Raw genomic sequence first — 18015 nt, 5'->3', positions numbered from 1 at the left:
ATGAAGCTGCTGCCGCCGATGCGGTTCCGGTTCTGCGAGGACGATCACGAGCGGTACGGGTCGGCCTGGTGGGTGTACGACGAGGCCGCCCTGGTGCGGGTGCCCGCCAGCACGTTGGTGGAGATCGAGCAGCAGATCGGCATGGGCCTGCGGGGCATGATGCGCGGCGTCAGGGCGGATTTCACCGCCGCGAACCTCGCGAGCATGTGGGTGGCCCGCCGGTTGGCCGGGGTCGACGAGCCGTTCGACGGCTTCGAGCCGCTGGTGCTGTTGGCCGACTGGGAGCCGGTGCCGGCCACCGATGATGTGGACCCCCCAGCTTCTGCCTCGTCGACACCGCCGCCGAGCACGGAGGCGTAGCGGGATTGCTCGACGAGGTCGGCCCCCGTCTCTCTCGGCATTACGTGGCGATCAGCCCGCTCGTGCTGCGCGAGATGACGCTGCGCGAGATCTACGCCCACCTGCTGCCCCTGGCCCCGTCGCCGGCGGATGAGCGGGCCGCGCTGATGGCGCAGCACCCAGCACTGAAAGGGGGGTGACCCGGTGGACAAGCGCGAGATCCTGGTCAGCCTCCTGGGCGAAGAGACCGTCTCGAAGATGGCCGACCGCGCTGGCGGCGGCCTTGATCGGTTCGGCCGGTCCCTCGACGCGACGGAGAAGGACGCCCAGGATCTGGACCGGCAGATCGCCGACGTCGAGGGGTCCCTGAAGCACCTGGCGGTCGCATTCGCCCGCACGTCCGACGAGGCCGACCGGATCGATATCAGTAAGGGCATCCGGAAGCAGCAGGCGGAGCTGCGCAAGCTGGTCAAGTCGAAGGACCTGCTCCCCGACTTCGCTGCGGCTGGCGCGGAGAACGCTGAAGGTTTCGGCGCCAGTTTCGTAGCGCGGATTGGGCCGCTGCTCGCGAAGGCCCCGATGGGTGCTGCGGGTGGCGCGATCGGTGCTGGGGTCGCCGCCGTGGCGGTGCCGATGATCGGTGCGGCGGTCGCCGGTGCGGTGCTTGGCGGGGTGGGTGTCGGCGGTGTCGTCGGCGGCGTGAGCCTGGCCGCGAAGGACGCCCGGGTGCAGGCCGCGTCGAAGCAGCTGGGCCAGACCGTCATGGGCGACCTGGAGGACTCGGCCAGCAAGTTCATCGGGCCGACGATTCGCAGCATTGGCGTCATCGAGGACGCGTGGTCCGATGTGGCCGACGACGTCGACGGCGTGTTCGAGGCCGCCGCTCGCTACGTCGAGCCCCTCGCCCAGGGCGTCGCCGGGCTGGTGCGGGAGATCGGCCCTGGCCTGCGGGAGGCAGCGGAAGCGGCCGGCCCGGTGGTGCGGGAGCTGGCGGAGGGCCTGCCTCGAATCGGTGACGCGATCTCCGACGCGCTGTCCGACATCTCGGGTGGCGCCGACGAGGGCGCGTCGGCGGTCCGTGGGCTGCTGATGGGCCTGGAGTCCGGCATCCGCACCGTCGGGACGTTCGTTGGCGGCCTAGCCCAGGTGTACGGCGCGTTCGTGAAGGCCGGCCAGGGTGGTGCTCATTTCGCGGAGGGCATCGCGGGTTGGCTCCCGATCGTCGGGGACAAGATCACCGACAACCGTGAGCGGATGGACGAGCTGGCCGGCGCTCTCGAAGGCGGTGGCGAGTCCGGCAAGGAAGCCGGCGACGGAATCTTCGGCGGGCTGATGAAGGCCGCCGAGGGCGCGGACACCGCCACGACCGAGATCAAGTCGCTGCGGGAGGCCATCGACGAGTTCGCCGGCCAGGCACTGGACGCCCGGGCGGCAACCCGCGATTTCGAGGAAGCCGTCGACGCGGCGTCGGAGTCGGTGAAGCGCAACGGGAGGACCCTCGACGAGGGCACGGCGAAAGGCCGGGCGAACCAGGCCGCCCTGGACGCGATCGCGTCCTCGGCAATCCGCCAGTCGCAGGCCACGCTCACAGCGACCGGGTCGCAGGAGCAGGCCACTGCAGTCACGGAGCGAGGGCGCGCCGCGTTCCTACGTGCCGCTGGCGCAATGGGCATGCAGGCGGGTAAGGCCCGGGAATTGGCCAACAAGTTGTTCGGGATCCCGAACGTCAAGCGCGAGGTCTCGATCAAGGACAAGCAGGCCCGGGACGCGATCAGGGCCGTGCAGCAGGGCCTCGGGAAGATCAAGAGCAAGAACATCACGATCGGCGTGTACTACAAGACCAACGGCGACCTGAAGCTCCCCGGTGGCACGTCGCTCAAGGGCGCCGCGTCGGGCGGCCCGGTCATCGGTATCGGCCCGAAGGGTGTCGACAGCGAACCGTACCTGCTGGCCCCGGGTGAGCACATCCTGACGGCGGCAGAGGTCGACGCGGCCGGCGGACACGCGGGCGTGGAGCGGATCAGAGCACTCCTGCGCGGTAAGACGACCGGCGGTCCGGCGCCTACGTCGGCCGCCGGCGGCCGGTCCAGCTCGCCAGCCGGCGGCGGGGGTGCGCCGGTGCTTCAGATCAATGCGGCGGGCGCGTCTGGCCTGGAGCGGCTGTTCGTCAGCTGGCTGGTCAAGGCGATCCGCGATTCGGGCGGAAACCCGAAGGTACTGGGACTGGGAGGTGGGTGGTAGCCGTGAGCTTCCCCGATGACCCGCTGAACGTGCAGGTGAGGATCGCACCCGGCGCGAACCCGGCCGCCGACCCGCTGACCTATCAATGGGTGGACATCACCGATCGGCTGCAGCGGGCGGAGCCGATCACCATCTCCCGAGGTCGGTCGACGCCGCTGGCGGACACCGTGCCGTCGTCGTGTTCGCTGCGGCTCAACAACGCCGATGGCCGGTTCACCCCACGCAACCCGGTCGGCCCGTATTACGGGCAACTGCAACGCAACACACCCCTGCAGGTGCGCCTGCTTCACGTCGTCGACGTCTTCGACCGTACCGTCTCCAACGGTTGGGGCTCGCCCGCTATCGGCTCGGCGTGGACCACGTCCGGCGGTTCGGCCAGCGACTACTTCACGGACGGCAGCGTGGCCAAGCAGTCGCTTGGCACGGTGAACGTGCTGCGGCAGGCGTTCGCCGACACGGGCGTCACCAGCGGGGAGATGACGGTCGACGTCACGAACCCGCTCGGCACGCCGAACGGCGCGGCGGTAACGCATTGGGTCGTTGGCCGGGCTGAGGACCCCAGCAACTTCTACGCGGCCCGGTTGGACATCAAGCCCGGCGGTGGGGTCGATCTCCAGATCGTCAAGCGGGTCGGGGGTGTGCTGACCGGGCTGGCGGCCGTGACCAACATCGGCACTCACGCGTCGAGCACCTGGCGGGTGGTGTTCTCCTGGATGGGATCGGAGCTGCGCGCGAAGGCATGGAAGCCGGCCTCCGATAGCCCCCCGGGCTGGCAGGTCGGGGCCGTCGACACGTCGCTGAGCTCCGGCACGCAGTGCGGCCTCTTGACGCGACTGGAGGGCGGCAACACCAACACGCTGCCAGTGGTCGTCAGTTACGACAACGTGGAGGTGACCTCACCGCGGTTCACCGGCTACGTGGACCGCTGGCCGCCGCGCTGGGATCCGTCGGGCAATCTGCGGTGGGTGCCGATCCAGGCGTTCGGCACCCTGAAGCGGATCTCGTCGGCGGGCGAGGCGACCAGGTCCCCGTTGTACCGGTACTACACGGAGCAGCAGACCTTCAACAAGTCGGGCTACTGGCCGCTTGAGGATGGGTCGCTGGCGACGGAGGGCGCGTCGGCGATGCGCACCGTCGATTCCCTGGTGCCGTCCGCCCCGGTGCGGTTCGGTCAGTCCTCCCCGTTGGGTGGGGTCGGCACGATGGTCGACACGTCCGGGGCGTATCTGCAGGCACGGATCCCACCCGAGTACGCCACCGACTGGCGGATGGAGTGCGTGGTCGCGCACGACGAGGTGCCCACCACCTCGACGCGGGTGGTGGCGTGGCTGACCCCGGGCACCATCCAGGCGTGGAACCTGTTCACCACGGCCACCGGTTTCTCGGTGAACGGCTACTCGGCGATGTCCGGGGGTACGTTCCTCATCGGCGTCAACACCGGCATCCTGGCCCAGCCAGGGAGACTGCACCACATTCGTATCGACGTGACCTTGTCCGGGGGCTCGAACTCCCTGCAGGTGTGGGTGGACGGGGTGTCAGGAGGCAGCGCGACACTTGGGTCGTCACTCACCCTGCAACCGACCCTGCTGCGGGTCAACCCGGACGCCGCGCAGGTCATCCCCGCGGTGGGTCACATCGGCGTGTGGTCGGCGTCTCCGCTGCCGGCGACCACCTCGGCCGCGGTGGCGCTGGGTAGCCCGGGAGAGCTGGCGCACGCCCGAGTAGCCGCCGTGTGCGCTGAACGGCAGGTGCCGTACGCGCCCTACCCAGTCGCAGGGATCACCTCGGAGGCCATGGGACCCCGGCTGTCCGGGTCGCTGATGGCGCAGCTGCGCGACGCGGAGGCCACCGACGGTGGGATCCTGTACGAGCTGACGTGCGGCCGCTTGACGTACCGGCCCCGGTCGACGCTCTACAACCAGCCGGTCACCCTGGCGCTTGATTACGCGGCCCGGCATATCGCACCCCCGATGGAGCCGTCCGACGACGACGCGACGCTGCGCAACGATGTCACCGCCCGGCGGCCGTCCGGGTCGGATGCCCGCTACGTCGACGAGGCGCACATCGCGGCTGTCGGCCGGTGGGAGCAGCCACTCAGCGCCAATCCCAGCACCGACGCGCAGCTGGAGCAGTTGGCCGCGTGGGCTGTGCATCGGGGTACCGTCGCCGAGCAGCGGTTCGACACGATCACGCTACGGATGACGGCCGGCGACGCGGTGACAACTGCGTGGCTGGGCTGCGACATCGGGTCCCGGCTGACCGTGGCGAACGTCCCCGCGTCCGTCACTCCGGACCCGGTGGACCAGATTCTTGTCGGGTACGTCGAGACTTTCGGCGAGCACCCGGTTTGGACGGTGCAGGCCCTCTGTGAGCCGGCGTCGTCGTGGACGATCGGTCGACTCAACGACCCGGTACTGGGTCGCCTCGACACGGCCGGGTCGCAACTGTCGGCGGGGGACGCGTCGGCGCAGATCCGCGGTGACGCCCCGAACCGAGCAGTCGTCGCGGCGGGCCTCGACGTGGCGCTGTTCGCTCCGGGCGCCCGGGTGGCGTTGTACGACAGCGCCGGCCGTCGTAAGGAGCCGACGGTGTTCACGATCACGAGCATCGCGGGGCCGGCGTTCGGTGTGTACGACATGTTCCTCGACCCGCTGCCGGCCGAGACGGTCCGGGGCAACTTCACGGGCGACTACGACTCGGTCCGCAGGGTCGACGGGACGAGCCTGTCGGTGGCCACCGCCGCCGGCCCGGTGTGGACGACGAACGTGGCGCACGTGCCGTTCGACGTCAACGTCGCCGGTGAGCGGGTGACTGTCACCGCGATCTCCGGTGCCAGCAGCCCGCAGACGTTCACGGTCACCCGGGCGGTCAACGGGGTCGAAAAGGGCCACGCGGCGGGCACCGACGTGCGCCTGTGGCAGCCACTGATTCTCGGACTCTGAAGGAGGGGTCGTGCCGTTCACGGCTGGCCAGCCCTTGTTGGCCTCGCAGCTCAACGACCTGGAGGTGTTCGCGATCCCGAAGGTGGTCGTGAAGACGTCCGATGAGTCGGTGGCCAGCTCGATCGCCCCCCAGGACGACAACGAGCTGCTCTTGTCGGTCGCGGCCAACACGGCGTACCGGCTGCAGATGCACCTGCTGCTGCTCAGCGCGGGCACCGCCGGCGACTTGAGGTTCCGGTTCAACGCTCCGGCGGGGTCGCGGCTGTCGGCGTCGGCGGCGGGCTTGGAGGTGGGGGCGACCGGTCAGACGGGGTCGATGCAGGCGGCCGCGATCCAGGACGTGACGTCGTTCCCCACGGCGGACTTTGGTTTCGGGGCGGTCGGCACCGTGGTGGGGATCATCTGCTCCGGAACGTTGATCGTCGGCGGCACCGCGGGCACGTTCAGGTTGCAGTGGGCGCAGTGGGCCAGCTCGGCCACCGCCACGACCATCAAGGCCGGCTCCGCCCTGGAGCTGAGCCGCTATGCGTAAGGGGAGCTGGTCCTGATGACCCGCGCACCGAGCAACCTCCTGGCCGTCCGAAGCCTTCTCCTCACTCACCTCGACAACGCCCCCGGCCCGGACGACCTGGATCCGGGCGAGGTCGGCATCGTCGGTGACTCGGCCCACCGAGGTGGCTACCACTGCGGATCCGACCGCCTCGACTCTGACGACTACTCGGTGCGTGAGTCGCCCCGCGACCGTGCCGGGTTGACCTTCGACGCGGCGGCGCTGGACGTCGGTTGGTTCGAGGTTCGGGTCGGCGGCGTGACCCACAACCTCTACACCTTCAACCGGTGGATGGTCGCCCAGTTGGAGGCGAACACCCCGGACTCCCGCGACATCCGCGAGTGGATCTACACCCTCGACGGCAAGACCGTCCGCCGCTGGGACCGGCTCAAGAAACGCAGCACCGGCGACAGCTCACACCGCTGGCACAGTCACGGATCGTGGTTCCGCGATGCCATCAAGGCGGGCCGTGACCAGCGGCCCCTGTTCCGCCGCTACCTGCAATCCATCGGCCTGATCAAGGCCCCAACCGTGGAGGCAACCATGACCGCAACCGACGACCGCGTACTCCAGCTCACCAACGCCGTGTTCACCGGCGGCGACAGCATGGGCCTGAAGGTCGACCCGGACGGCTCTGGCCGCCTCCCGGCCAGTAACAGTCTCGTGGCCAAGCTCGACTTCATTGCCCGGACCCTGATGCTCGTGCAGGGCGAGATCTCGGGTGACCAGCAGCCGATCGTCCGAGGCGTCCTGGCCGGCCTCACGCCGGAGAAGATCGCCGCCGCGATCCCGCCCACCATGGCCAAGCAGGTCGCCGACGAGCTGGCCCGCCGGCTGGTCGCCTGACGTGCCCGCTCAACCGAAACGCTGGTCCCGGGTCGCCGGCTACACCCTCATGGCGGCCGCCGGCGTCGGCGCCGCCCTGGTCCCCACGCCCAGCGTCGAGAAGTCCACCGGCCCGCTGGTCTACCTGTGGGCGCTGTTCCTCGTCGGCGGCGGTGTGCTCGCCGCGTACGGGGCGGTCAGCGACCGTTGGATCGGGGAGCACCTCGGGCTGCCGCTGCTCTGGGCCGCGTTCACGGTGTACTCGCTGGTCCTCGCCGCCGTGCAGTCCCCGGCCGGGATCGTGGCCAGCCTCGCGCTGGGGGCGTTCGCCCTGCTGCTCTTCGGTCGCTGGCGGGATGTGGGAGCAGTCAGGCGGGAGGCCACCCGGCAGGCCCGCGAGCGATAGGAGCCGCCCGTGTCATCCGAGATGGTGACTGCCCTGATCGGCTTGGTGCTGGGCGGGGGCGGCATCGCGTTCCTGCAAAGCTTGTTCTCTGGAGTCGGGTCGCTGCGGGCCGGTGCCCGAGCGCACGAGCGGGAGTCGGTGCAAGATCTGGCTCGCGCCCGCGACAAGGCCGACGAGCGGGCTGCTAGCGCGGAGCGCGACCGGGACTACTGGCGGCGGACCGCCGGTGGTTACGCCTACCAACTGACCCGGGCCGGGGTGGATCCCAGCCCGCCGGATCCGGTGCCGCCGTCGGAGCGCCCGGTCACCGCGTAGTGCGGTGCTCGTGGTCGTGCTGGGTGACGCCCGAGCACACCGTGCACCGCCACTGACGGCCCATCCGCCGGCACCCCTCGACCGTGCACGACCCCCACGCCGGGGTCGTCTCCGTGTGCCCGGCGGGGCACGGCCTCGGCACCTCAGCGACGCCATCCGGCGTCCGTACGTACTCCTGTCCCACCCGACGACCGTACCCAGGAGGCCACCCGAGATGAAGCCGACCACCGGCCGGATCGTCCGCTATCGCGGCAAGCAGGGGCTGCTGGCCATGCGTGCCGCGATCGTCACCGCTGACGTCGACACCCTCGACCCGCGTGGGGTCGAGGCCGGCGAGGTGCCGGCGCTCGACAGCGACCAGCACGTGCACCTGTGGGTGTTCACGCCCGGCGAGAAGGGCGGGTTCGCCGAGTTCAACGTCGCCCCCGGCGACGAGCCGGGCCAGTGGTCCTGGCCCCCGAGAGTCTGAGGAGGCTCGATGTTCACGAGCAAGTTCTGGAAGGCCGCCGCCGAGCGGGCCGGCAAATCCGCCGCGCAGTCGCTGCTGGGTCTGTGGGCCCTCGACGGGTTCAACGTGCTGCACGCCGACTTCCCGCTCGCCGGTGGTGTCGCGGCCGGCGCGGCGCTGCTGTCGCTGCTGACGTCGGTCGTGTCGGCCGGCGCCGGTGAGCCCGACTCGCCGAGCCTTGTCGGAGGCGAGCAGTAACATCGGCTCCGCTGCGAACGGTTGCGCCCCCACCCTCTCCATTTCGGAGCGGGTGGGGGCGCTTCGCTGTGTTCGGGGTCAGTTCATGTCCATCACTTGGCGGTGGTACTCGGCGCGCTGGTCGGCGGCGATGACCTGCATGGCCTTGATCTGGGCGCGCTTGGGGCTGATCGTCGGGTCCATAGCCTGGATCTCCTGGGCCTTCGCTTCGACCTTGTCCATGTCCGTCTCCCCTGCTCATTGGCCTTTCTTGTAATACAAGTATGGCACGGCACGGCATGGCATCGCTACACCTCAGCCCCTATTTCTGTGATACATTTTTAGGCATGGTAGACGGCAAGCCGGGACGACCGGCCACAGGGCAGACGCGAGGGCGCAGCATCCGCATGGGTGCCACCTGGGACGAGGCGTCCGCAGCAGCCGATGCCGACGGGGAGAGGTTCGCCGCGTTCGTCGAGCGGGCACTGCGCCGCGAACTGGACCTGCGGGCTCGGCGAGAAGCGCGAGCCCAGGCACGCTGAACAGACCGCGACCCCCGTCACCTCTCCGGAGGCGGCGGGGGTCGCTTCGTGCTGGCCCGGAGTCAGCCGGTCGCGATCGCCACCCAGGCCACCACGACCACTGCGACCGCGACCCACAGCAGTACCTTTCGCCGCGACGTCACCCGCCGCGCCACCGTGCCACCCTCCACCGTCTCCAACTGCAGCGCAGCGAGGCGCCTCCCGACTAGCGCCCACCCGTCGCCCTGGCCGTTGACCCGCCAGCCCTCGTCGGCCAGCTCTGCCAGCGCGGCCGGCAGCTCGAGCGGCGCGAAGATCTCGTTCGGTGCCGGGGCGCGCCGGGCGCCGCCGCCCGTCGAAGCGGACAGCGGGCCGAGGGTGACGCCGGCGCTGACCCGGCCGGTGCCGGAGATGCCCACGCGGAATGGGCCGGGGAGGCGCACGCCGAAGTTCATGGCTGGAGGGTAGGACCGGGCGTCAAGCGGCCGGATCGTCCGGACGGGGAATCGTCATCTCCGTCAAGGCGTCCTGTGATGCCGCCCGTCGGAGGTAGCCGCGGCGCATCTCCCGCCGCTTCCGCCGACACGGGCCGCACGCCCACGGCAGCGGCCACCACCGGCCACAGATCCAACACCTCACGCGGTCACCCCCGAGGCACGGTACGACGGCCGGGCAACCCCGCTACGCCGCACCGCTGCCCCGCTTCGCCCGGGCGTTGCGGATGGCCCTCTTCGCCTTCGACTCGGACGCCCCGTGCACGCTCATCAGGTGCCGCACGATCTCCATGTACGGCCGGCGCTCACCCGTCATCCGTGCGACCGCCGCCTCGACCGTCTCCGGCTCGTCCTCGTCGTCGAGGTTCAGGTCCAGCTCTTCGTCGACCAACTCGTCGACGACCCGGACACGCCGGCCGCCGACGTTGCGGATCTGCCCCCACCAGCCGGTGTCACGGTCGGTGTCATCGGTGTCTGACACCGACTTGACCTTGAGGTTCGCGCTGACACCACCTTCCTCGTCCTCGGTGGGGGAGGGGTCGCGGTACTCCTGGATGCCGATGAACAGCCCGAACAGCAGAAGCGCGACCAGCACCGCGATCGGCCCACCCCAACCGCGTTCCGGTTCGGCGGTCGCGGCGATCAGCACGGTGTTCATCAGGCGTCTCCGAACAGGATGGCGGGCAGGGGTGCGACGAGCGTCGCGGCGAGGTCGATCAGCGTCCGGGCGACGTCCCCGACGAGGCCGCCGGGCAGGTCGGACATCAGGCCGAGCAGGATCGCCACGATCCACAGCGGCGCGTTGAGCCGCCGCAGCCCGGACGCCGGGAAGGACAGGGTGGCGAACCGGCCGAGCTTCTTGCTGAACTTCACCGGCAGCATGCAGCCGACCGCGTAGATCCACAGGAGTCCGATGCCGGCACCGAGTAGCAGATTGATGCTGGCGCCGGCGATGCGTGCTCCGCCGGTGGAGTCGAGCAGGCTCTGGATCAGCTTGCTGAGCGTCTCCACGGTCCACTGGTCGAGCGGGCTGCCGTCGAAGCCCTCGCGGATCGTAGGTACAGCCACGATGAACGCGATCCGATCCCGCAGGCTGTTCGGGCCGACGCTCATCCAGTCGATTAGCAGCGCGAGTAGCAGCAGGATCGCGACCGTGGTCGGCGACATGGTGTGCGTGATGTCGAACGAGCTGGTGCCGGCGCCCGGGGTGGGCGACGGGCTGGGGCTGGGCGTCGGCGCGGCGACCAGCAGGGCGTGGAGCAGCATCAGGACCCCGTCCAGTTCCGCACCACCGTGCCGGCCGCGTCGCGGACCTCCATGCGCGGTGCGTCCATCGGTTCGTTCGCGGCCCGGGCGTCGCGGGTCAGCGCCCACAGGTGCCGGTCGAGCGCACTCTCGTAGTTGGGCAGGTTCAGGTCGAGGTACGCGATGTGAGTCCGCTTGTGCAGCACCTCGTAGTCGCCGTCGAAGATGTGTAGGCGGTACTGCTGGGTGGCCATCAGGCGTCCATCTCCAGGTGCGTGAGGACGGGGAACAGACCTAGGCCGAGCAGCAGCATGGCGCCGGCGGCCACCCAGGCGGTCGTGTAGTGCTCGGTGAGGATCGCGGTCAGCGCGGTGACGAGGGCGGCCAGGACGCTGCCCGCGAGCGCGAACGCGATGGGCGTCCACGGCACGTAGCGGGCGGGCAGCACCACCGGGTCGATCCGGGCCAGGCGCATCTCGGCAACGCGGGTGGCCACCTCGGGCAGCGACTCGGCGGGCGTGGTCACGGTTCTGCCCGCGAGTGCCCGCAGCGGCGAGTCAGCGGGCACCTGGCCGCGTATCTGGTGGGTCGTGTGCATGATGTGGGTCCTTCCTTCGGGGAGGGTCCCGGGGCGCGGCTGGCTGTCCAAGGCGTAGGCCGCGCCCCGGGGGCTATCGGGTGCCCGCGCTATCTGGTCCGGCCGCTACGGCGGCGGGCAGTGCGGGCATCTGGGGTCGCTGTGGTCTTGGCGTGTTCCTTCTTCCACTCGTTCGCGTAGGTCTTCCCGACGCCGGCCGCGCTGGCCAGCCTGCGGTCGGACGGCGGGCGCCCGTGGTCGGCGACGTACTTGGCGTATGCGGCCGCGGTCCGGGCCGCTTCGTTCGCGGGCGGCGGTGTGGGCGGACGGACGGCCGGCGGATCCACCTTCACGTCGACCGTCCGGCGTTGACGGGGCGCTGCGGCAACCGTCGCGGGCACCCGGGCGGGCGGCTCCGCACTGCCCGCGGGCACGCTGCCCGTCGCGGGCAGTGCGATGCCCGGTGCCGGCCACACGCCGACCGGCCGGTCGGTCAGCGTGAGTTGGTTAGCGTGGTCGACGACCCGACGGACGCCTGCGACTTGCTGCTCCAACCGGCGGCACAGCTGGATGCCCGGGTCGGACTCGTCGGCCACGCCGGCGGGCAGACCGCGTAGCGCGAACCACGCGGCGCCCAGCCGGCCGGGACGGACTGACGCCCGCCGGGCCTCGGCCCACGCCTTGTACCCGGCCCACGCCGCCTTCGGGTCGCGCACGTTGTGGTCGATGCTCCACCGTCGCGCCTGCCACGACCGGATCGGGAACGCCCGCCGGCGGGCCGGGTCGAACTGGGCGCCGGTCTCGTCGACCAGATCCTCGCGGAGCAGCTGCACGTGCTGGGCGCGACGGGTGTGCAGACCCCACAGCCAAGGGGACAGGCTGGACAGCACGCCGAGGATGACGGCCAGCGCAGTTGGCTCCAGCAGGCTGTCGGCGAAGTGGCTGTAGTTGACGGTGGCCATGATCAGGGCGATGCCGTACGAGGCGCGGCGGAGCCAGGCAGCCGTGCCGTACGCCTTGGCGAGCAGGGCGTCGTGGGCGTGCCAGCCGACGTACAGGGCGACGCTCTCGGCAGCCGTAGCCACACCGATTGCGATGGCCACCCGGACGGCAGCCGGCCAGGTCGGGTCGGTCTCGTCGTACACGTACGCCAGCTGGCCGCCGACGGTGGCGGCGTTGACGATCAGCAGGGGGCCGACGGTCCGGGCGGACACGGCGAGCGCGGCGATCCTGCGCCGGCGGCGGGCCCGCGCCTTGGCCTTGGCCTTGGCGCGTTTGCGGTCGGCGCGTTCCTGCTCGCGCTCGAGCTGCCGGCGGGTGGCCCGGTCGGCGGTGGCCTTGTCGCGGGCGAACTTGTCGTCGAGGCGTCGGCGCTCGTCCTCGACGCGAGCGGCGTCGGCCATCTCGGCGGCGGACCGCCGACGGAACATGGTCATTCGCCTATCTTGGCGCGCCTGGCGCTTCTGGCGCAACTGGCGTTACAGTCACGGCGTGTCGGTGCGGGTATCTCCGGCGTGTCTGGCGTGAGATCATCCCCAGATGGGACGAGCAGGGGGCGCAGATTGAGCGGCAGCGTGTGGGTGAGCCCAGCGGAGGCGGCCAAGCTGCTGGAAATCTCGCTGCGCCAGGTACAGCGGTCCCTGAAGGACGAAGAGCAGCGCACCAGCGAGTGGGGTGCGGAGGGCACCGGGTGGCGGTACAAGCCGCTGTCGACCCGTGGCGCGTACCAGCTGCGCCGCAGTGCGGTCATGGCGAAGGCCGGCGAGCCCGAGTAGTAGCCCGACGCGAAGAATCCTCCGCTCACCTGCCGGTGGGTGGAGGCTTCCGTCGTCTGCGGGGGGTTGCTGGTGGGCCGGCCGACCAGTTGCCTCCCTGCCGCTGGCGACACTCCGGCTCCGGGCAGTCGCAGTACCAGCCGAGCTCGTCGGTCGGGATGCGGTCGCCGCCGCAGGTGTGCGTGGAGGTGGTGAGGATCCGGGCCATGCAGCCGAGACACTTCGACGGGCGCGCGTGAGGGGCCGGCCCCGAACTGGGAGCCGGCCCCCCTCGGCGGTCAAGGTCGGTCAGAACGTCTGGCCGGCGCGGACCGACTTGGTGAAGGTGGCCCACTCGGCCTCGTCGAACACGACCTGCGTCTCCGGCCGCTGCGAGTTCCGGACGATCCGGTTGCGGCCCTTGTCGATGGCGACCTCCACGCAGTTCGAGGTGCCGCTCTCGCACTGGGCGGGCTTGACGAACGTGAGCTGATCCATTGGGTATCTCTCTCTTCTCAGCCGGCCGCCGGGTGCGGCCGGTCGTTGGTGAGGGATGGTCTCGGGGGCATCCACAGGTCGTGGGCGACGAGCTGCCCGAAGGCATCCGCCCAGACACGGCAGCGGGGGCCCGTCTTGCAGATCGGGCACTGGCCGTCGACGGCCTGGTGCTCGTGCACGGTGTTCCGCCAGCGGGCGGCCGGCAGGGCGAGGCTCAGCGCGCTCACGGCCGCTCACCCGCAGCGGTCGCGGCCAGGACGTCGACGTCGACGAGCACCTCGAAGCAGAACGGCTTGTCGCAGTCGGCCGACTCCCACGCGCACTCCAGCCCGTGCCCGCGCACCCAGGCGTGCGCGGGGTCGGGGGACTCGTGGACGGAGACGATCCGGATGTCGTGGTAGGTGTGGCCGGGCTGCCCGGGGGCGGTCTGCCACTCGCCGGGCCGCACGGACAGGCGAGTGCCGGGGATCGGCATCGTCCGGGCGGTCATCGGGCTGGCCTGCCGTATTCGTAGCGGTGCTCGGCGGCACGGCGGCGCGCCTGCGCCAGTAGCCGCTCCTTCGCGGCTTCCTGCTCGCGGGCCTGGATGGGGGGCCCGGCTGGCTCACCTCGCGGGGCCGAAGGTGAGCCGGCCAGCAGTTGCCGCAGTCTGGGGACGAGTTGCACGGTGTCGCCTCCCTCGCGTCAGGGGCGCCAACCGCGCCTTACCTCCACCTTCGTGACGGCAGGGCTACCCTCGGAAGGGAGTCGATGCTTTCAGGACCTTTCACCAAAGGACCCCCGATGGATGATCTGGGCGCACAGCTGCGGCACGCTCGCACCGAGGCGGGCGTCACGCTGGCCTCCATCGCGGCAAGGTCCTGCTACTCGGCAGCCCACCTCAGCAACGTCGAGGCAGGACGGCGAACCGCGACGCCAGACGTCGTGCTCGCCTACGCGCGGGCGTTGGGAGACGCGGACGTGAAACGCCGACACCTTCTCGCCGCAGCCACCATCGGACCCATCGCCGCGAGCGAACTGATCCGCGCCGGGTTCACCCACGCCCTGAACGGCCGCGACAGCGAAGAACGCTGGGTCGAACGGGTCGCCCAGTACGGCCGCGACTACATGGAAATCGGGGCCAACGCACTACAGGCGCGCCTCGCCGGTGACCTCGTCATCATGCAGCAACACCTCGACTCGCCGGTGATGTGGGCGAACGCCGCCCGGGCCCTCGTCACCTACGGCAAGACCACGAAGACCGCGTCCGAGGCGATCGGCTGGTACGACATCGCCCGGGTCGCCGCGGACCGCTCAGACGACCTCGGTGTGCGGGTGTGGGTGCGCGGCCGGGCGGCCATCGCCCTGGCCTACGAGGGCGCCGCTCTGGCCACGGCGAAGCGGTACGCCGACGAGGCGGTCGGGCTGTCCGATACGCCGTCGCTAGGGCGGCTCAACGCGTTGATGGCCCGGGCGCACGTCGCTGCCGGGCGTGGGGACGTCGACGGCGCGGTGGCCGCCGACTCCGAGGCGCGGCGCGTGTTCGACGAGGTCGCGTCACCGGACGGGGAGATCTCCGACTCGGCGGTGCCGCCGTGGCGGATGGCCACGTTCCGGTCGATGCTGTACGCCCGGCTGGGGATGCTGCGCGAGGGCGAGCTGGCGCAGTTCGAGGCGGACCGGTGGCGGCCGCCGGCGTTGACCCGCTTCGCCACGCACATCGAGCTGCACCGGGCGTTGATGATGGCGCACTCGGGGGACCGGGCGGGCGGGATGACGTACGCGCGTCGGGCATGGTCGGCGCTGCCGGTGGAGCGCCGGTCGCAGACTCTGGGTTTGGTGCTGCGCGAGGTGGAACGGGCTGCCCGGGAGTCTCGCGCCTGAACGTTGATCGGACTACTCAACTAGTCCGGTACCCATGATCGGCTCGGGCCCTACGCTGCCGATCGTGATCTATCCGGCGAGCGAGCCGGTCGGCTACCTGGAGCTGGCCGAGATCCTCCGCGTCCGGATCACGTCCGGGCAGCTCAGCCCGGGTGACCGGCTACCGTCCGAACGCGACTTGAGCCAGACGTACGGCGTCAACCCGCTGACGGCCCGGGCGGCTGTGCAGCAGCTGCGCAACGAGGGCCTGGCTGAGTCGGTGCGTGGTCGCGGTGTGGTGGTCCGCGCGCCGGTCGAGGTGGAGATGGTGTACGCGGAGCCGGGCGAGTGGGTGTCGGCCCGCAATCCGACGCCGGAGGAACGGAAGACGTACGGGGTGCCGGAGGGCGTGCCGCTGTTGGTGATCGCCCGGTCGGATGGGCTGTTGGACGCGTACCCGGCGCATAGATACCGGGTGACCTTCCGGACGGGATAACTTCCCCGATCGGACAGTGGATCATCGCCGGACGTCACACGCTTGTTAACCGTTGATCACGCAACGTTCGCCATCTGCAAGATGCGGCGAGTGATCATTGCCTCACCCCTAGTCCCGCAGGCGAGACTCCCACGATGGAAAACACAGGGGGACCCCGAGCTACCGACCCTCCGCGACGCCACACCGAATACGGCTATCTGATCCTCGGTGTGGCCGCGATCGTCCTGGCTACCACTCTTTTCCTCGTCGACCACCTAACACCGGTGATCATCCCGTTCGGCACCTATCCCCTGCTCGCCAACCTGTTTGGCGCCGGCATCTGCGGCTGGGTCGTGCGCTCCAGCGACCTGCAGCGCCAAGACCTGGCCCAGCGGCTGGCCAGAGTGGAGGCGGCGCTCGCCGCCCTAGCTGAGCAGCGCGACGTGGGGATTCGGCAAGCGCGTCCGGTGGCAACCCACCGGCCCGGCGGTCACATGTACGTGTCGGGCGCCCAGGGCGAGACGATCGGCTTCCGCAGGGGCACTGTGGACGCACCGACTGATCCGTCGGGCGCGACGTTGCAGCGGGCCCGCGAGGACGGCATCGAGCAGGGCTTCGAGATCGGCTACACAGCGCAACTGGCGGAGCGTGGCGTGACGCCCCTTCTCCACCGCGCTCGACGGTCGCGACTCATGGGCGACTCATGATCTCTGCGGGTGGGTAGCGAAGAGCCCGGCTGGAAGGTGTCCGGCCGGGCTCTGACCTGCTGTGGAACGTGGTGGGCGATGCTGGTATCGAACCAGCGACCTCTTCGGTGTGAACGAAGCGCTCTCCCACTGAGCTAATCGCCCTCAGCGCCACTGACTCTACCCGATCGTGGAACCGGACCGGAAATCCGGGGTCAGTGCGTCGCGAGGTAGTGCATCGCCTCGGCGATCACGTCGATGCCGAGGCTGTACTTGAGGGACAGCCAGACCACCGTGGCCACGAAGACCAGGCCGACGGACCCGAGCGCGATTCGCACCAGCAGCGACTGCCTCGTCACCCAGCGTGTCCATCCGTGGACGTGGCGGCGGGTGAAGCCGAGCAGCCGTCGCGCCCAGTGGTATTCGACGGCCCAGATGCCCAGGCCGGCGATCACCAGCAGCCAGCCCGGCCCGGGGAGCGGGATGAGGGCGATGCCGATGGTCACCACCAGCGCACCGGCGATCGCGATGAAGATCTTGAGTGCGATCCGGCCGGTGGGGTTGGCGCGGATGAGGTCGAGGGTCAGCGAGATCCGCTCGCGCCAGCGGGGGCGTCGCGGCCGATCCTGCACGGCGACTCCGCCACCACGGCCAGCGTCGGTGTCGCCACCGCCACCAACACCGGTGCCGCCAACACCAACGGCGGCGTCGCCACCACGACCGGCGCCATCGCCGCCGGGACGACCGGCGTCGGACGCCGGCCGACCGGCCCGTTCGGGCTGCTCCATCGGCACTCCGTACCCCCGCTTTTCGGCTGCTCGGACCGCGACTTTCGGCGGGACGGGTGCCGCCGCCGGATCCACTGAGGATTGCTTCGTCACCATTTCACCCCCCAGTGTCGCTCGGGCCCGTCACTGCAACGGCCGACTGGACGTTACCGGAGTAAGTCGACGACTGAGCCACCCGATACCGGGCGGGATCACGCACTGGGCAGAACCGGAAATTCTACATGAATGCTCACATTCACGCGGCCTTTCCGTCCCCCTTCCCACCACTGGGTGAAGTCAGCGTATGGCGGAGCGTAGCCAGGAGTAGCACCTGAGTATGGGAAAAGCGGAACACGCGCGTTCCGCAGCGGTGCCGGGGGGAGAACGTCCATGAGTGTCATCCGACCGACGACCGTAGAGGTCGAGACGTCGCTAAGGCTCGTCGCACCTGACGCCACCGCCTTGCCGGTGCGTGCCAGTCTGCGTTACGACCCTGCTGACCCGTATGCGGTCCATGTCCTGTTCCATGCCGAATCGGCAGGGGGCGAGGCGGTGAGTTGGTCGTTCGCTCGCGAACTTCTGGTCACCGGCCTGGACGAGCCGGCCGGCATCGGGGATGTTCGGGTCTGGCCCTGGGCCACACCGCGCGGCGACTTCGTCGCGCTGGCCCTCTCGTCACCGGACGGCAACGCCCTCTTCGAGGTGCCGCGCAGCGTCCTGGTGCGTTTCCTTCGACGGACCTACGTCGTCGTTCCGCGTGGCCGTGAGGCCGAGCACCTGGACGTCGACACGGCGGTGAACCGGCTGCTCGCCGGCCGCTGACCGCCCGAACGGGCAACACCGGCCACACCGG

27 protein-coding genes and 1 tRNA gene are annotated in these 18015 nt (G+C 70.3%); 16 read left to right on the top strand and 12 right to left on the bottom strand.

Annotation, left to right across the window (positions count from 1 at the left end):
- The 10 genes from ABZS40_RS20510 to ABZS40_RS20465 all read left to right on the top strand — a co-directional run bounded on the left by ABZS40_RS20510 (nt 1) and on the right by ABZS40_RS20465 (nt 8324).
- Complete coding sequence (locus ABZS40_RS20510; protein ID WP_354944859.1) at nt 1–360, top strand: hypothetical protein; 360 nt, start codon at nt 1–3, stop codon at nt 358–360.
- A gap of 5 nt (nt 361–365) precedes the next feature.
- Nucleotides 366–539 carry a hypothetical protein gene (locus tag ABZS40_RS20505; protein WP_354944858.1) on the top strand — a complete coding sequence of 58 codons (174 nt, stop codon included), beginning with the start codon at nt 366–368 and terminating at the stop codon, nt 537–539.
- Nucleotides 540–543: 4 nt separating this feature from the next.
- Nucleotides 544–2580, top strand: coding sequence for a hypothetical protein (locus tag ABZS40_RS20500; protein WP_354944856.1), 2037 nt, complete (start codon nt 544–546; stop codon nt 2578–2580).
- A gap of 2 nt (nt 2581–2582) precedes the next feature.
- Entirely contained in the window at nt 2583–5522 is a 2940-nt protein-coding gene (locus ABZS40_RS20495) for a hypothetical protein (RefSeq protein WP_354944854.1), read from the top strand.
- A gap of 10 nt (nt 5523–5532) precedes the next feature.
- A complete protein-coding gene (locus tag ABZS40_RS20490; RefSeq protein ID WP_354944853.1) occupies nt 5533–6054 on the top strand; it encodes a hypothetical protein in 522 nt (173 codons plus the stop codon).
- Nucleotides 6055–6069: 15 nt separating this feature from the next.
- A complete protein-coding gene (locus ABZS40_RS20485) occupies nt 6070–6918 on the top strand; it encodes a hypothetical protein (protein WP_354944851.1) in 849 nt (282 codons plus the stop codon).
- 1 nt (nt 6919) lies between these two features.
- Nucleotides 6920–7303: a hypothetical protein gene (locus ABZS40_RS20480; protein ID WP_354944849.1), complete on the top strand. Its 384-nt coding sequence runs from the start codon at nt 6920–6922 to the stop codon at nt 7301–7303.
- A gap of 9 nt (nt 7304–7312) precedes the next feature.
- The gene (locus tag ABZS40_RS20475; protein WP_354944848.1) at nt 7313–7618 is read left to right on the top strand and encodes a hypothetical protein; all 306 of its coding nucleotides are present in this window, start codon (nt 7313–7315) and stop codon (nt 7616–7618) included.
- 214 nt (nt 7619–7832) lie between these two features.
- Nucleotides 7833–8087 (top strand): hypothetical protein, encoded by a 255-nt coding sequence (locus ABZS40_RS20470; RefSeq protein WP_354944847.1) that lies wholly within the window; start codon nt 7833–7835, stop codon nt 8085–8087.
- Between the two features lie 9 nt (nt 8088–8096).
- Nucleotides 8097–8324: a holin gene (locus tag ABZS40_RS20465; protein WP_354944846.1), complete on the top strand. Its 228-nt coding sequence runs from the start codon at nt 8097–8099 to the stop codon at nt 8322–8324.
- A gap of 78 nt (nt 8325–8402) precedes the next feature.
- Here ABZS40_RS20465 and ABZS40_RS20460 read toward each other — a convergent pair whose 3' ends face one another.
- On the bottom strand, nt 8403–8546 hold the full coding sequence (locus tag ABZS40_RS20460; RefSeq protein ID WP_354944844.1) for a hypothetical protein: 144 nt from the start codon (nt 8544–8546) through the stop codon (nt 8403–8405).
- 164 nt (nt 8547–8710) lie between these two features.
- On the opposite strand from ABZS40_RS20460, the gene ABZS40_RS20455 reads away from it, so the two are divergent.
- Nucleotides 8711–8845 (top strand): hypothetical protein, encoded by a 135-nt coding sequence (locus tag ABZS40_RS20455; RefSeq protein WP_354944843.1) that lies wholly within the window; start codon nt 8711–8713, stop codon nt 8843–8845.
- Between the two features lie 62 nt (nt 8846–8907).
- Here the strand turns inward: ABZS40_RS20455 and ABZS40_RS20450 are convergent, their stop codons facing one another.
- From ABZS40_RS20450 to ABZS40_RS20425, 6 genes are all read right to left on the bottom strand, one after another.
- Nucleotides 8908–9279 (bottom strand): hypothetical protein, encoded by a 372-nt coding sequence (locus ABZS40_RS20450; RefSeq protein WP_354944841.1) that lies wholly within the window; start codon nt 9277–9279, stop codon nt 8908–8910.
- Nucleotides 9280–9505: 226 nt separating this feature from the next.
- On the bottom strand, nt 9506–9976 hold the full coding sequence (locus tag ABZS40_RS20445; protein ID WP_354944840.1) for a hypothetical protein: 471 nt from the start codon (nt 9974–9976) through the stop codon (nt 9506–9508).
- A complete protein-coding gene (locus ABZS40_RS20440) occupies nt 9976–10584 on the bottom strand; it encodes a hypothetical protein (protein ID WP_354944839.1) in 609 nt (202 codons plus the stop codon). Before ABZS40_RS20440 ends, ABZS40_RS20445 begins: the two co-directional genes overlap by 1 nt.
- On the bottom strand, nt 10584–10817 hold the full coding sequence (locus ABZS40_RS20435) for a hypothetical protein (protein WP_354944838.1): 234 nt from the start codon (nt 10815–10817) through the stop codon (nt 10584–10586). The genes ABZS40_RS20440 and ABZS40_RS20435 overlap by 1 nt, the downstream gene beginning before the upstream one ends.
- On the bottom strand, nt 10817–11161 hold the full coding sequence (locus tag ABZS40_RS20430; protein WP_354944837.1) for a hypothetical protein: 345 nt from the start codon (nt 11159–11161) through the stop codon (nt 10817–10819). The genes ABZS40_RS20435 and ABZS40_RS20430 overlap by 1 nt, the downstream gene beginning before the upstream one ends.
- An 89-nt stretch (nt 11162–11250) precedes the next feature.
- Complete coding sequence (locus ABZS40_RS20425) at nt 11251–12576, bottom strand: hypothetical protein (RefSeq protein WP_354944836.1); 1326 nt, start codon at nt 12574–12576, stop codon at nt 11251–11253.
- Nucleotides 12577–12702: 126 nt separating this feature from the next.
- Here ABZS40_RS20425 and ABZS40_RS20420 point away from each other — a divergent pair, with 126 nt between their 5' ends.
- On the top strand, nt 12703–12915 hold the full coding sequence (locus ABZS40_RS20420; RefSeq protein WP_354944835.1) for a hypothetical protein: 213 nt from the start codon (nt 12703–12705) through the stop codon (nt 12913–12915).
- 288 nt (nt 12916–13203) lie between these two features.
- On the opposite strand, the gene ABZS40_RS20415 is transcribed toward ABZS40_RS20420, so the two are convergent.
- The 3 genes from ABZS40_RS20415 to ABZS40_RS20405 are packed head-to-tail and all read right to left on the bottom strand — an operon-like array spanning nt 13204 to nt 13882.
- Complete coding sequence (locus tag ABZS40_RS20415; protein WP_354944834.1) at nt 13204–13392, bottom strand: DUF397 domain-containing protein; 189 nt, start codon at nt 13390–13392, stop codon at nt 13204–13206.
- 17 nt (nt 13393–13409) lie between these two features.
- Nucleotides 13410–13619 carry a hypothetical protein gene (locus ABZS40_RS20410; protein WP_354944833.1) on the bottom strand — a complete coding sequence of 70 codons (210 nt, stop codon included), beginning with the start codon at nt 13617–13619 and terminating at the stop codon, nt 13410–13412.
- Entirely contained in the window at nt 13616–13882 is a 267-nt protein-coding gene (locus ABZS40_RS20405) for a hypothetical protein (protein ID WP_354944832.1), read from the bottom strand. Before ABZS40_RS20405 ends, ABZS40_RS20410 begins: the two co-directional genes overlap by 4 nt.
- 293 nt (nt 13883–14175) lie before the next feature.
- Here ABZS40_RS20405 and ABZS40_RS20400 point away from each other — a divergent pair, with 293 nt between their 5' ends.
- The 3 genes from ABZS40_RS20400 to ABZS40_RS20390 all read left to right on the top strand — a co-directional run bounded on the left by ABZS40_RS20400 (nt 14176) and on the right by ABZS40_RS20390 (nt 16416).
- Nucleotides 14176–15255, top strand: coding sequence for a helix-turn-helix transcriptional regulator (locus tag ABZS40_RS20400; RefSeq protein WP_354944830.1), 1080 nt, complete (start codon nt 14176–14178; stop codon nt 15253–15255).
- 64 nt (nt 15256–15319) lie between these two features.
- Nucleotides 15320–15730 (top strand): winged helix-turn-helix domain-containing protein, encoded by a 411-nt coding sequence (locus tag ABZS40_RS20395; protein ID WP_354944828.1) that lies wholly within the window; start codon nt 15320–15322, stop codon nt 15728–15730.
- Nucleotides 15731–15864: 134 nt separating this feature from the next.
- Nucleotides 15865–16416, top strand: coding sequence for a hypothetical protein (locus ABZS40_RS20390; protein ID WP_354944826.1), 552 nt, complete (start codon nt 15865–15867; stop codon nt 16414–16416).
- Between the two features lie 69 nt (nt 16417–16485).
- Here the strand turns inward: ABZS40_RS20390 and ABZS40_RS20385 are convergent.
- Both ABZS40_RS20385 and ABZS40_RS20380 read right to left on the bottom strand, forming a co-directional pair.
- Nucleotides 16486–16560: transfer RNA gene (locus ABZS40_RS20385), tRNA-Val, on the bottom strand.
- Nucleotides 16561–16610: 50 nt separating this feature from the next.
- Nucleotides 16611–17279: a PGPGW domain-containing protein gene (locus ABZS40_RS20380; protein ID WP_354944824.1), complete on the bottom strand. Its 669-nt coding sequence runs from the start codon at nt 17277–17279 to the stop codon at nt 16611–16613.
- Nucleotides 17280–17552: 273 nt separating this feature from the next.
- Here ABZS40_RS20380 and ABZS40_RS20375 point away from each other — a divergent pair, with 273 nt between their 5' ends.
- The gene (locus ABZS40_RS20375) at nt 17553–17984 is read left to right on the top strand and encodes an SsgA family sporulation/cell division regulator (protein WP_007457244.1); all 432 of its coding nucleotides are present in this window, start codon (nt 17553–17555) and stop codon (nt 17982–17984) included.
- The last annotated feature ends 31 nt before the right edge of the window (nt 17985–18015 follow it).

This window comes from Micromonospora sp. NPDC005324 (assembly GCF_040607155.1).
Lineage (GTDB): Bacteria > Actinomycetota > Actinomycetes > Mycobacteriales > Micromonosporaceae > Micromonospora > Micromonospora trifolii.
This window is presented reverse-complemented; position numbering and strand designations above follow the sequence as displayed.